The sequence below is a fragment of the uncultured Methanobrevibacter sp. genome (assembly GCF_937906425.1).
In the GTDB taxonomy this organism is placed as follows: Archaea; Methanobacteriota; Methanobacteria; order Methanobacteriales; family Methanobacteriaceae; genus Methanobrevibacter.
In genome coordinates, this window is record NZ_CALCYR010000118.1 from 1 (window position 1) to 12,075 (window position 12,075).

The 12,075-nt window shown below is 34.0% G+C and carries 13 protein-coding genes; all 13 read left to right on the forward strand.

Going from position 1 to position 12,075, the window contains the following annotated elements; genetic code table 11:
• Positions 1-847 precede the first annotated feature (847 nt).
• The 13 genes from mcrB (at position 848) to mtrH (ending at position 11,580) form a co-directional block, all read left to right on the forward strand.
• Positions 848-2,179, forward strand: a complete 1,332-nt coding sequence (gene mcrB, locus Q0138_RS03065; RefSeq protein ID WP_297980766.1) for a coenzyme-B sulfoethylthiotransferase subunit beta — start codon at positions 848-850, stop codon at positions 2,177-2,179.
• Positions 2,180-2,263: 84 nt separating this feature from the next.
• Positions 2,264-2,719 carry a methyl-coenzyme M reductase operon protein D gene (gene mcrD / locus Q0138_RS03070; protein ID WP_297980769.1) on the forward strand — a complete coding sequence of 152 codons (456 nt, stop codon included), beginning with the start codon at positions 2,264-2,266 and terminating at the stop codon, positions 2,717-2,719.
• 48 nt (positions 2,720-2,767) lie between these two features.
• Positions 2,768-3,361 carry a methyl-coenzyme M reductase I operon protein C gene (gene mcrC, locus Q0138_RS03075; RefSeq protein ID WP_297980771.1) on the forward strand — a complete coding sequence of 198 codons (594 nt, stop codon included), beginning with the start codon at positions 2,768-2,770 and terminating at the stop codon, positions 3,359-3,361.
• A 2-nt stretch (positions 3,362-3,363) separates the two neighbouring features.
• Complete coding sequence (gene mcrG, locus Q0138_RS03080) at positions 3,364-4,116, forward strand: coenzyme-B sulfoethylthiotransferase subunit gamma (protein WP_297980774.1); 753 nt, start codon at positions 3,364-3,366, stop codon at positions 4,114-4,116.
• A gap of 14 nt (positions 4,117-4,130) precedes the next feature.
• On the forward strand, positions 4,131-5,783 hold the full coding sequence (gene mcrA / locus Q0138_RS03085; protein WP_297980776.1) for a coenzyme-B sulfoethylthiotransferase subunit alpha: 1,653 nt from the start codon (positions 4,131-4,133) through the stop codon (positions 5,781-5,783).
• A 901-nt stretch (positions 5,784-6,684) separates the two neighbouring features.
• Positions 6,685-7,560 (forward strand): tetrahydromethanopterin S-methyltransferase subunit E, encoded by an 876-nt coding sequence (gene mtrE / locus Q0138_RS03090; protein WP_297980778.1) that lies wholly within the window; start codon positions 6,685-6,687, stop codon positions 7,558-7,560.
• 12 nt (positions 7,561-7,572) lie between these two features.
• Positions 7,573-8,274, forward strand: a complete 702-nt coding sequence (gene mtrD / locus Q0138_RS03095; RefSeq protein ID WP_297980780.1) for a tetrahydromethanopterin S-methyltransferase subunit D — start codon at positions 7,573-7,575, stop codon at positions 8,272-8,274.
• 1 nt (position 8,275) lies between these two features.
• Positions 8,276-9,094 (forward strand): tetrahydromethanopterin S-methyltransferase subunit MtrC, encoded by an 819-nt coding sequence (gene mtrC / locus Q0138_RS03100; protein WP_297980783.1) that lies wholly within the window; start codon positions 8,276-8,278, stop codon positions 9,092-9,094.
• 14 nt (positions 9,095-9,108) lie between these two features.
• Positions 9,109-9,429: a tetrahydromethanopterin S-methyltransferase subunit B gene (locus Q0138_RS03105; protein WP_297980784.1), complete on the forward strand. Its 321-nt coding sequence runs from the start codon at positions 9,109-9,111 to the stop codon at positions 9,427-9,429.
• Positions 9,430-10,149: a tetrahydromethanopterin S-methyltransferase subunit A gene (gene mtrA, locus Q0138_RS03110; protein ID WP_297980787.1), complete on the forward strand. Its 720-nt coding sequence runs from the start codon at positions 9,430-9,432 to the stop codon at positions 10,147-10,149.
• Between the two features lie 16 nt (positions 10,150-10,165).
• A complete protein-coding gene (locus tag Q0138_RS03115) occupies positions 10,166-10,372 on the forward strand; it encodes a tetrahydromethanopterin S-methyltransferase subunit F (protein WP_297980789.1) in 207 nt (68 codons plus the stop codon).
• A gap of 11 nt (positions 10,373-10,383) precedes the next feature.
• Positions 10,384-10,632, forward strand: coding sequence for a tetrahydromethanopterin S-methyltransferase subunit MtrG (mtrG, locus tag Q0138_RS03120; protein WP_297980792.1), 249 nt, complete (start codon positions 10,384-10,386; stop codon positions 10,630-10,632).
• Positions 10,633-10,647: 15 nt separating this feature from the next.
• Entirely contained in the window at positions 10,648-11,580 is a 933-nt protein-coding gene (gene mtrH / locus Q0138_RS03125; protein WP_297980794.1) for a tetrahydromethanopterin S-methyltransferase subunit H, read from the forward strand.
• The last annotated feature ends 495 nt before the right edge of the window (positions 11,581-12,075 follow it).

Consider the following 12,075-nt stretch of genomic DNA (forward strand, 5'->3'; position numbering starts at 1 on the left):
TTTTTAAATCATTTTAAAATTTTTAAATCATTTTATAACTAATTTATTAATATTTTATAATATTTTTATTTAGTAATTTTTTTTACTATTCTTTATAATTTTATACTACTTTTTTATTAATTTTATAAATTTTTTAGTAATTTTTTTACTATTCTTTTATTAATTTCATACTATTTTTTTATTAATTTTTTTAAATATTTCCCACTTAAAAAAATTCATGATTTTTTTAATTTTATTAGTAAATTTTAGAACATTTTTCACAAATTCAAAACTTCATACTTTTATTATCAAAAGTATTACTTTTTCTCAAATACTGATTTATAATCAATATTTTTTTAAAATTGTCATTTTTCTTATTTGTTTTCTAAAAATACTAACAAATTATTAATTTTGTTCTTTTATTTTGTTTATCTATCAACGAAATAAAATTTAGGTATTCCTAAAAGTAATACTTTTTAATATTTTTTCCATTTTTAATTTTTTCTTTATTTCTAAAATGGAGAATGTATATTTTCATTTTTTCTTTTTCTCTTTCTTATTTGTCTATTTTATTAAAAATTTTTGAATTTGTCTCTTATTTTCTCTTTTAGGCTATGTTAAATTCTTATTCAAAAGTAATACTTTTTTTTGTTATTATAATAAAAAATTTTGAATCATTTCTTACTTATAAACTTTGCTATTTGATTCTTAAAAGAATGTTTATATTATATTTTGAATAAAATAATATTTGTATACCAAATAGCTGGCTATTGCAAAAAACTTGCTTTATAGCTTACTCGGTAAAAACATAAAAATTAATGTTTTTATTGGGTGGTATATTAACTCTATTTAATTAGGAGGGAAAAAATTGGCAAAGTTTGATGATAAAGTCGATTTATACGACGATAGAGGTTCATTAGTAGAATCTGATGTACCAATCGAAGCTCTAAGTCCGTTACGTAATCCTGCTATTAAAAGTATTATTAGCGGTGTTAAAAGAACTGTAGCTGTAAACTTAGAAGGTGTCGAAAAATCTTTAAAAACTGCTTCCGTCGGTGGAGCTAAATCTAAAATTTTAGGAAGAGAAATTGATCTTGACCTTGTAGGCCAAGCTGACTCTATTGCTGCTTCCTTAAAAGAAATGCTTCAAGTAACTGAAGACGATGATACTGTATCCAAAGTACTTTCTGGTGGTAAAAGGATTTTAGTTCAAATTCCAACTATCAGATTAGACTCATCTGCAGAATATTCCGTTGCTACTTTAGCTACTGCAACTGCATTAACTCAAGCTATTATTAAAGAGTTTGACGTAAACATGTATGATGCAAACATGGTTAAAGCTGCAATCTTAGGTAGATACCCACAATCTGTAGAATACATGGGATCCAACTTAAAAACCATGTTAGACGTACCACAAAAATTAGAAGGTCCTGGTTACTCTTTAAGAAACATTAAAGCAAACGACTTCGTTGCTGCAACCTTAAAAAATACTTTACAATCCACTGCTCTTGCAAGTATTTTTGAACAAACTGCTATGTTTGAAATGGGTGACGCAGTAGGTGCTTACGAAAGAATGCACTTATTAGGTTTAGCTTACCAAGGATTAAACGCAGACAACATGGTATTAGGTCTCGTACAAGACAATGCTAAAGAAGGAACTGTTGGTTCTATCGTACAAGATACCATCGCTAAAGCAGAAGCTGACGGTGTTATCGCTGTAGAAAAAGAATTAACTGATTTCAACATGTATGCAACTAATGACGCAGCTAAATGGAATGCATATGCTGCTGCTGGTTGTACTGCTGCTATTATGGTTAACGTAGGTGCAGCAAGAGCTGCTCAAGGTATTCCATCTACTATTTTATACTTCAACGACAACGTCGAATTCGCTACAGGTTTACCTGGTATTGACTTCGGTAGAGCTGAAGGTGTAGCTGTTGGATTCTCTTTCTTCTCTCACTCTATCTATGGTGGAGGAGGTCCTGGTTTATTCAACGGAAACCACGTAGTAACTAGACACAGTAAAGGATTTACTATTCCTTGTGTAGCTGCAGGTATGGCATTAGATGCTGGTACTCAACTCTTCTCTCCAGAAGCAACTTCTGGATTAATTAAAGAAGTATACAGTGAGATTGACGAATTCAGAGAACCACTCAAATATGTTGCTTTAGCAGCTGCTGATATCAAAGGTGACATCTAATTATCGAATTAATTCTTAATTAATTAAAATCTAATTTAAAATTCACATAAAATCAAATATTATTGAATTTATTGAGGTTTAATAATGGATATTGAAATATTTCCACACAGAATTTTAGGTGTAGACACTACTGAAAAATTGTTGAATGACTTGGAATCTTTAGATTCAGTTAAAAGAACTGTAATTCAAGGGCCAAGACTCCCACCTCAAGATGAGATTGACAGAATTTATGGAGATCGTAGAATCATTGAGGTAAATGGCGAAGAAATTGAATTAAAGGTTAAGACTGGTAGAATTTTCGTAGAACTTTATGAAGAAGATGCCATTGAAGAAATTAGAGACATCTGCTCTCTTCACATTGTAAATGGCTTTGACATAAATACCAGTAAAGCTCAATATATTAGAAAGCAAAGAACTGTAACTGATGATTTGAAATATGGTCAAAATACTGAAATCCCAGAGGAATTGATTGGAATTTCAGATCAACGCTCTAAATTTGATGAACATGTCTCTATTCTAAAAAAAGATAATGCGGAGTAAAAATATCCCATATTGATTGATATAATATTATTTGTTTAGGTTGATTATATGATTGGAAGATGTACTCATGTAGTGGATTGTAGGGAAACAAGAGGTCTTGGTGAAGGAGGTGGAATTGCTCAAAGAGGAACTTTCGCTGAATGTGGAAGTGATGTCTTGGCAGTTGCTATGTCTCCAGGTCGCAGACACATTACCAAGCCGGTTTGTGAAATTACTTTCGGCTTACGTGAAGCAAACCTATTAACCAGTACCATGATTTTAGATGCTGGTAGTGGTGTTCCACATGATGCTCCCGCTGGCGGAGGAAATGCATTTGGTCTAACCGATAAGGAGGTTGAGCAAATGAAAAACTTTAAGGTCATTGTGGTTCATTTAGGCGGAGTAAGAAATCATATTACCTATAAAGCTAGATTGATTTTACGTAATGTAAACAAGCCTTGCGTAATTATATGTGAATATCCTGTAGACTTTGAAGATTTTGCAAAAATCGGTGTCAAAACCGCAAAAGTTATGCCCGAAGAGGTAAAAACACAAGGTAAAATTATGAATATTGTTTCAGGTGTAATTAGGGGACAAACAGTCTCACAAGAAAAATTAGATGAGATTATTAGAAAAGTTAAATTAACATTAGGAGATGCATGATTATGGCACAATATTATCCAGGAACTTCTCAGGTAGCTCAAAACAGAAGAAACTTCGCTAATCCTGAATATGAATTAGAAGTCTTAAGAGAAATATCTGATGAAGATGTAGTAAAATTATTAGGTCACAGAGCTCCAGGTGAAGAATATAAATCTGTTCACCCACCACTCGATGAATTGGACGAACCTGATGACATTATTAGAGAAATCGTAGAACCTATAGACGGTGCAAAAGCAGGGGACAGAGTAAGATACATCCAATTTGTAGACTCTATGTACTTTGCTCCAGCTCAACCTTTCTTAAGAGCAAGATCCTATGTATACAGATACAGAGGAATTGATACAGGTACCTTATCCGGAAGACAAATTATCGAAGCTCGTGAAAGAGACTTAGAAAGAATTTCCAAAGAAATTTTAGAAAACGAATACTTCGATACCGCACGTACTGGAATTAGAGGTTCTGGTGTACACGGTCACTCATTAAGACTTGATGAAAACGGTTTAATGTTTGATATGTTAAGAAGACAAGTACTTAACAAAGAAACCGGTAATGTTGAAATGGTAAAAGACCAAATTGGTCACGAATTAGACGAACCTGTTGTATTAGGTGAACCATTAGATGAAGAAACTCTCAGAGCAAAAACCACAATCTACAGATGTGATGGTGAAGCTTACAGAGACGATAAAGACGCTGTAGAAGTATTAAATCAAATACACGTCACTAGATCTAACTTTGGTTACAACCCAGAATTATAAGGAGGTTTATTAAAATGGCTGATAAAAAATTCTTAGATGCAATGACTAAAAAGTTCAAAGAAGCTCCAGATGAAAAAACTACTACCTTCTATAATATGGGTGGTTGGACTCAATCTGAAAGAAAAACAGAATTTGTAAACGAAGGTAAAGCAATCGCTGAGAAAAGAGGAATCCCAATGTACAACCCTGACATTGGTAACCCTCTCGGACAAAGAGCTTTAATGTCTTACCAATTATCTGGAACTGACACTTTTGTTGAAGGTGACGACTTACACTTCATCAACAACGCAGCTATCCAACAAGCTTGGGACGACATTAGAAGAACTGTAATTGTAGGATTAAACACTGCTCACAACGTACTCGAAAAAAGGTTAGGTATGGAAGTAACTCCTGAAACCATTACCAACTACTTAGAAGTTGTAAACCACGCTATGCCTGGTGCAGCTGTAGTACAAGAACACATGGTAGAAACTAACCCATTACTCGTAGAAGACTCTTACGTAAAAGTATTTACTGGTGACGACGAATTAGCAGACGAAATTGATGCTGCATTCGTATTAGACATCAACAAAGAGTTCCCAGAAGAACAAGCTGAAGCTTTAAAAGCTGAAGTAGGCGGAGCTATTTGGCAAATTGTAAGAATTCCATCTGTTGTAGGTAGAGTTTGTGATGGTGGTACCACTTCCAGATGGTCTGCTATGCAAATTGGTATGTCAATGATTTCTGCATACGGACAATGTGCAGGTGAAGGTGCTACTGGTGACTTCGCATATGCATCCAAACACGCAGAAGTTATTGGTATGGGTACTTACTTACCAATCAGAAGAGCAAGAGCAGGTAACGAACTCGGTGGTGTACCATTCGGATTTATGGCAGATATCTGTCAAGCATCCAGAGTTACTGACGACCCTGTAGAATCCTCCTTAGAAGTAGTAGCTTTAGGTGCTGCTTTATACGACCAAATTTGGTTAGGATCTTACATGTCTGGTGGTGTAGGATTTACTCAATATGCTACCGCAGCATACACCGATAACGTATTAGACGACTTCTGTTACTTCGGTAAAGATTACGTAGAAGACAAATTCGGAGAATTATGTTCCGCACCTAATAACATGGACACTGTTCTTGATGTAGGTTCTGAAGTAGCTTTCTACTCCTTAGAACAATACGAAGAATACCCAGCTTTACTTGAAACTCACTTCGGTGGTTCTCAAAGAGCTGCTGTTATTTCCGCAGCTTCCGGTATTTCCACTGCATTCGCTACTGGTAATGCACAAACCGGTTTATCTGCATGGTACTTAGCACAATACTTACACAAAGAACAACACTCCAGATTAGGATTCTATGGTTACGACTTACAAGATCAATGTGGTGCAGCTAACGTATTCGCTATCAGAAACGACGAAGGTTTACCACTTGAATTAAGAGGACCTAACTATCCTAACTATGCAATGAACGTAGGTCACCAAGGTGAATATGCAGGTATCGCACAAGCACCTCACAGTGCTCGTAAAGATGCATTTGCAATGAACCCACTCATTAAAATTGCATTTGCTGATAAAAACTTAGCATTCGACTTCACTAAAGTAAGAGCAGAATTTGCTAAAGGTGCTTTAAGAGAATTCGAACCTGCAGGTGAAAGATCTATCATCATTCCAGCAAAATAAGTTTGGTGCAAAGGGAATTTAAATAAATAAGGTTTTTTAACCTTATTTATTTTTTTAATAAAAAAATTAGTTTGTTTAAAATAGAATGGATTTTTATTCAAATATTTTGGAATTAATTCAAATCTTTTGGATTCAAACTATTTTTTTAAATCCTTTTTCCAAATAAATCTTTTTTATTTTATAATTATTTTAGAAATTGTTTTTAAATTGGATTGGAATTAAATTCAATTTATTTTGATAAATAGCTTAATTTATTAGGTATTACTAAAAATAATTGATTTTAGTCAATAAAATTTAGTAAAACTTATATATTGTGTTTTAAAAAAATTATAGAATATAGATAGTTTATTATCTATGTTTTATTTAATTTAGAGTTTATTTTAATTAAAGTAGACTTGAATATTCGATTTTTATCGAATTATTTTTCTTGTGAATTGATTATTTGATTTTTAAAAAAATATGCTTTGCTTATCAAAAGCTTATCCTTATGGGTTTTATTAAAATCTTTTCATTAAGAGATTTAATAAAAGTTTATTAATCAATATTGATTCATCATCTTATTAATTATTCGTAGTTTAATTATTAAGATTTTTAGATTTATTCATCAAATATTTCATTCTTAACACTTTAAGGATTTAATCTAGCTAGATTAAAAGCTAAGTGGTTTCTTCATTGGCTTATTTGATTTATAAAATCTTTGTTTAAGTTTTGAAGTATAATCATAGAGTATAAAATTATTATAGGATGTACTGATTGTAGGGGATTTTCTATTTTTCAGTTATCTTTATGATGTTTTATATTTGAACAGAATATATCTAAAAGTGATTAAAAAAAGGGATTTAATCACTTATTTGTTTATTAAATAATTAAAATTTAATAAAATTTAAGGAGGAAAAGAAATATGGACCCTATTACATTAGGTGTTGTCGCATTGATGGGTGCAGCTGCAACCATTGCTGGTGCTGCAGAGGACTTAGAGTCTGACATCGGTTCACAAAGTAACCCTAACTCACAAGTTCAACTTGCTCCACAAATGGGACATTTACACCGTATGATAAATAAGGCAGCTTCCGGGGAACCTGTAGCATATGGATGCTGGTGTGGTATCGCAGGTACTATTGCAGCTATTGTTATGGGCGCAGGATTAACTATCCCAATCGTTGCAATTGCAATTGGTTCTACTGTTGCTGCTCTTGTTCACGCAATTTATACAGTCACATCACATATGGGAAGGATTGTTGGTCAATCTCAATTTGAACAACCATTATTTATGGATGTATTAACCCAATCCTTAGGCCCTATTGCAGCTCACGGTTTTATAGCTAGTTTCGGTATTGTAGGTATGTCTTACTTAATGACTCTTCCATTGGACGGTCTTGCACACCCATTCCCATTACCATTACTCGCTGTACTTTGGGGAATTACTATTGGTGCTATCGGATCATCTACCGGGGACGTTCACTACGGTGCTGAAAGTGAATACCAAAAATTCGATTACGGTGGAGGTACTCCTGTAGCTATCCAAGGGGATATTGTAACAAAAGCTCCACTCGGTGCAAAGAACTCTATTGATGTAGGTAACTTCTGTGCTAAATATGGTGGACCTTTAACTGGTTTCTGTTTCGGACTTATTGTCTTTATCAGTTTCTGGATTACTCTTGTATTTGGAGCTATCGGTGGACAAATTGCAGGTATTATTATCGTTGTTTTATTAATCATCGGTAACTACTTACTCGAAAAGTCTGCAAGAGAAAAATTCGGACCATATGAGGAATAAGGAGGTTTTGATATGAATCTTATTATATTTATCATTTGTGTTGTTATCGCTGGTATTATTATGGGAGGAGGTGTACACTTCATTCCTGTAGGTGGTGCTCCTGCAGCTATGGCTACTGCTACTGGTGTAGGTACTGGTACAGCAATGTTAGCAGCTGGTGCAGGTTTAACTGGACTTATTACTGCAGCTTCTATGATAGGAGAACCTGTATGGTTAATCGTATTAGCTGGTGCAGTTGGTTCCATGTTAATGATGGGTATCACCATGCTTATTGGTAACTTTATTTATATTTATGGTGTTGGAGTAGTTCCAGCATCCGGTAAAGCTGCAGTTGACCCAATTACTGGTTGGAACCAAGAAAAATATAAAACTCCTGGTACTGAAGGACACGGTATTCCTACCGTCTGTTTTGTAAGTGGTATCATCGGTGGTTTACTTGGTGGTGCTGGTGGAGGATTAGTCTTCTGGGCTATTAATGAATTTGCAACTGCTAATATGATTGGAGTAGACAGTACTATTATTGTAGGTTTAGCTGCTATTTTATCTGTAGGTATGTTCTTTATTAACTCTGTAACTGCTTCCTATAACATTGGAGGTACTATTGAAGGTTTCGTAGATCCTAAATTCAAAAGAATCCCTACTGGAATTTTAGCTTGTGCTATCGTATCTTTAGTTGCTGCTATCTTCATGGTTTTAATGATCGGAGGTATCTAAGATGTCTGCTGGAGGAAGTGGAGCACCTGCAGAAGGTGCTGTAGATGCTAATATGATGTTAGCTATTGGTATTATCGGCGGATTAGTCGGTATTTACGTATCTGGTATTAACCCTATTATTGGACCTGTTATAAGCTGTCTTGGTGCAGTTTGTGCTATCCTTTGGGGTGTAGTAGCAATTCGTAGTGTAGCAAGTTATGGTTTAGGTACTGGTGTACCTTCTATTGGTTACATGTCTTTAGGTATTGGTGTAATCGGTGCTTTAGCTGGTGTAGGTATTATTGCAACCTTCAATTTAAGTGGATTAGCTATTGCTGGACCTATCCTTGCATTAGTCTTTGCAATGATTATTGGTTTATTAGTTGCTATTGTAGCTAAGAAAATTGTAGGTATGAAAATCCCTGTTATGGAAAGATGTACTGCAGAAATTGCAGGTGCTGCAGCTTTAGCTGTTTTAGGATTCTCCTCTGCTGTTGCAGGAGGATATGCTATTGACAATATTTTAACCGCTGTTGTTGCTCCTGGTTTCATCGCATTATTCTATATCTTAGTAACTATGGCTATCCAACACCCATTCAACGCATGTTTAGGACCTAACGAAGACCAAGTAAGAACCCTTAAATGTGGTGCTTCCACCGCATTCTTAACCATGATCATTACTGGTATTATTGCTATCAGTGCTGACTTACTCGCTGGTTTTGTTGTTATTATTGTTGGACTTATCGGTTGGTACATCTCATTTAAGATGTTTGTTGACGCTTCATGTGAAGCAGCAGCATCTGTTAAATGGGCTGGTTTATGGCCAAAAGTTGAGGAATAAGGAGGTTGTTATATATGGTATTACCTTTAGTACAATTTATTCCTGAATTAAACTTAAATCTTGAACCTGATTCCGGTGTTCTCGGAGCAGGTGGAGGAGATTTAATTATTGTTTCAATGGACGAAATCAATGCAGAAATTGCAAAAGTTGAAGTTGCTGCTGATGAATTAATGAATTCATTAGATCCTAACTCTGCTCCTTTAGGTTCCTTCCCTGGAAGAGAAGGAAACTTTGTTGTAGCAGGTAAATTAACCAACATGGTTTATGGATTCTTAATTGGTGTATTCATTATTATTGCAGCATTGCCTTTATTAACAGCTATGGGGGTTTTATAGATGGCAGATAAAAAGCCTACTGCTGATACTTGGCCTGTTGTAAGTGGGGATTATATTGTAGGAGATCCTGAAAGTCCTGTTGCTGTAACTACTTTAGCTTCTCACAATGAAGACATTCCTGCAGCTGCTGGTGCAGCTATTGCCGGACCTTGTAAAACTGAAAATCTTGGTATTGAAAAAGTTGTTGCTAACATTATTTCCAATCCAAACATTAGATTTTTAATCCTTTGTGGTGCAGAAGTACAAGGACACATTACCGGTCAAAGTTTCAAAGCATTACACGAAAATGGTTGCGACCCTGAGAAAAAGAAAATTACTGGCGCTACTGGTGCTATTCCTTTCGTTGAAAACATCCCTATGGAAGGTGTTGAAAGATTCCAACAACAATTAGAACTTGTTGATATGATTGACAACGAAGATGGTGGAGCAATCACTGCAAAAGTAAAAGAATGTATTGAAAAAGACCCTGGTGCTTTTGAAGAAGATGCTATGGTTATTGAAGTATCTGAAGGAGACGACGATGAAGATGATGGTGAAGAAATTCGTCCTATTTCCGCAGAAACTGCATTAATCGAAGCAAGAATAAGAAATATTGATACTCAAGTAAAACTTGTAGGTGCTGTACAAAGAAATATGGCTGGTAACTACTCTGGTAAAGTTCAAGGTATTATGATGGGACTTGTATTTACTTTAGTAATCGGATTCCTATTCTTATTATAAACTGGAGGTTTTAATTATGGTTAAATTTTCTAACAAACCAAATATGCGCGGAATTAAAAATGCTTCTAGTGATATAGAATACCGTTCAAAACTCTTAGGTAGAGAAGGTAGATTATACGCTGGTTTAATCAGCACCAGATTTGCTGGAATAAGTATGGGCATATTACTTGCTTTATGTTTAGTTGTTGTCATTCCATACTTAGCTAAATTATGTGGATTTTAGAGGTGTTAAATATGGCTGAAGAATCAATACCTCAAGTAATGGTAACTACCGAAGACATGACTGCTGCAACTCAAAAATTAGATGAAGCTGAAGAAAAAGTTGAGTTTGCTGTTGGGGAATATTTCCAACGTTTAGGTCAACAAACTGGTAGAGATATTGGTATTTTATACGGTATAATTTTAGGTCTTGCAATATTGTTAATTTCTATTAAATTCCAACTTGTTGCAATGTTAACAAGTATGTTTGCAGGATTAATCTAAATTGGAGGATTATAAATGTTTAGATTTGATAAAGAACAACTCGTCATAGATATTGCTGGAGTAAAAATGGGTGGACAACCTGGTGAATACCCAACCGTTTTATGTGGAACTATTTTCTATGGCGGACACAATATTATTAGTGATGAAAAAGAAGGTATCTTTGATAAAGATGCTGCTGAAGAAAGAATTAAAACTATGGAAGAAATGTCTGATGTAACTGGAAACCCTTGTGTTGTACAAACTTTCGGTGCTACTGATGCTGCTATGGTTAAATACTTAGAATTTGTAGGAGACATCTGTGACAAACCTTTCCTTATTGACTCAACTGCTGCTTCTGCAAAAATTGCAGGTGTAGAATATGTTCAAGAAGTAGGTTTAGCAGACAGAGCTGTATACAACTCTTTAAGTATGGCTGCAGAAGCTGCAGAAATTGAAGCTGTAGCTAACTCTGACATCGATGCATCCATTCTCTTAGGTTTCAACCCAATGAACCCTGGTGTACCAGGTAAACTCGAAATCTGGGAAGACGGTGGATCTGTAATCGATGAAGGTATTCTTGATATGGCAGAAAGATGTGGAATTACCAAACCTTGGATGGACGTAGCAGTTACTCCTTTAGGTCAAGGTGCAGGTCCTGCAGTAAGAACTTCCTTTGCTGTAAAAGCTAAATGGGGATACCCTGTAGGTTCTGGTATTCACAACGTACCTTCCGCATGGGACTGGTTAAGAGGATACAAAAAAGAACACAAAGAAGCATGGCCTGTATGTGATATCGGTTCTAACATCGTACAACAAATGGCTGGTGGAGACTTCGTACTTTTCGGACCTATCGAAAACGCAAGACTCGCATTCCCTGCTTGTGGTATGACTGATATTATGATTGCTGAAGCAGCAAGAGATATCGGTACTGAACCTGTAGAAGAACACCCAATTAACAAGTTATTATAATTTGGAAGGGTCCTTAGATTAGATGATTTTTATCATCTAATCTTTATTTCATATTTTTTTATTTTTAAATTCTAATCTTAAACTTTTTTTTAATTGCAATTCTACTACTTTTTATTGATTTTACTACTTTTCATTGATTTACTACTTTTTATTGATTTTATTATTTTTTATTCATTTTTTACTGCTTTTAATTAATTTAACTTAATTCTTTTTACTTTTAACTTAATTTTAACTATTTTTTATTCCTTTTTTTTTAAAAATAATTATTTAAAATTGCTTATTTTCATTACAATTATTTTCATTTCTTTTTTATTTCTTAACCAATTTAAATAATAATTAAAATAAAAGAGAGTAAATTAATTTAAATTAATTTAAACTAATTTAATAAAATTAAATAAGATTTAAAATAAATTTAATATATTTAAAAATAATTTAATATAATTAAAAATAATTTAAAATTATTTAATAAAATTTATATGATTTAATGAAAATATT

Excerpts from the sequence above, each read along its gene's own strand:
- mtrC (WP_297980783.1), top strand. The coding sequence starts at position 8,276 with ATGTCTGCTGGAGGAAGTGGAGCACCTGCAGAAGGTGCTGTAGATGCT.
- mtrH (WP_297980794.1), top strand. The coding sequence starts at position 10,648 with ATGTTTAGATTTGATAAAGAACAACTCGTCATAGATATTGCTGGAGTA.
- mcrG (WP_297980774.1), top strand. The coding sequence starts at position 3,364 with ATGGCACAATATTATCCAGGAACTTCTCAGGTAGCTCAAAACAGAAGA.
- mcrC (WP_297980771.1), top strand. The coding sequence starts at position 2,768 with ATGATTGGAAGATGTACTCATGTAGTGGATTGTAGGGAAACAAGAGGT.
- mtrE (WP_297980778.1), top strand. The coding sequence starts at position 6,685 with ATGGACCCTATTACATTAGGTGTTGTCGCATTGATGGGTGCAGCTGCA.
- mtrD (WP_297980780.1), top strand. The coding sequence starts at position 7,573 with ATGAATCTTATTATATTTATCATTTGTGTTGTTATCGCTGGTATTATT.
- Q0138_RS03115 (WP_297980789.1), top strand. The coding sequence starts at position 10,166 with ATGGTTAAATTTTCTAACAAACCAAATATGCGCGGAATTAAAAATGCT.
- Q0138_RS03105 (WP_297980784.1), top strand. The coding sequence starts at position 9,109 with ATGGTATTACCTTTAGTACAATTTATTCCTGAATTAAACTTAAATCTT.
- mtrA (WP_297980787.1), top strand. The coding sequence starts at position 9,430 with ATGGCAGATAAAAAGCCTACTGCTGATACTTGGCCTGTTGTAAGTGGG.
- mtrG (WP_297980792.1), top strand. The coding sequence starts at position 10,384 with ATGGCTGAAGAATCAATACCTCAAGTAATGGTAACTACCGAAGACATG.
- mcrA (WP_297980776.1), top strand. The coding sequence starts at position 4,131 with ATGGCTGATAAAAAATTCTTAGATGCAATGACTAAAAAGTTCAAAGAA.
- mcrD (WP_297980769.1), top strand. The coding sequence starts at position 2,264 with ATGGATATTGAAATATTTCCACACAGAATTTTAGGTGTAGACACTACT.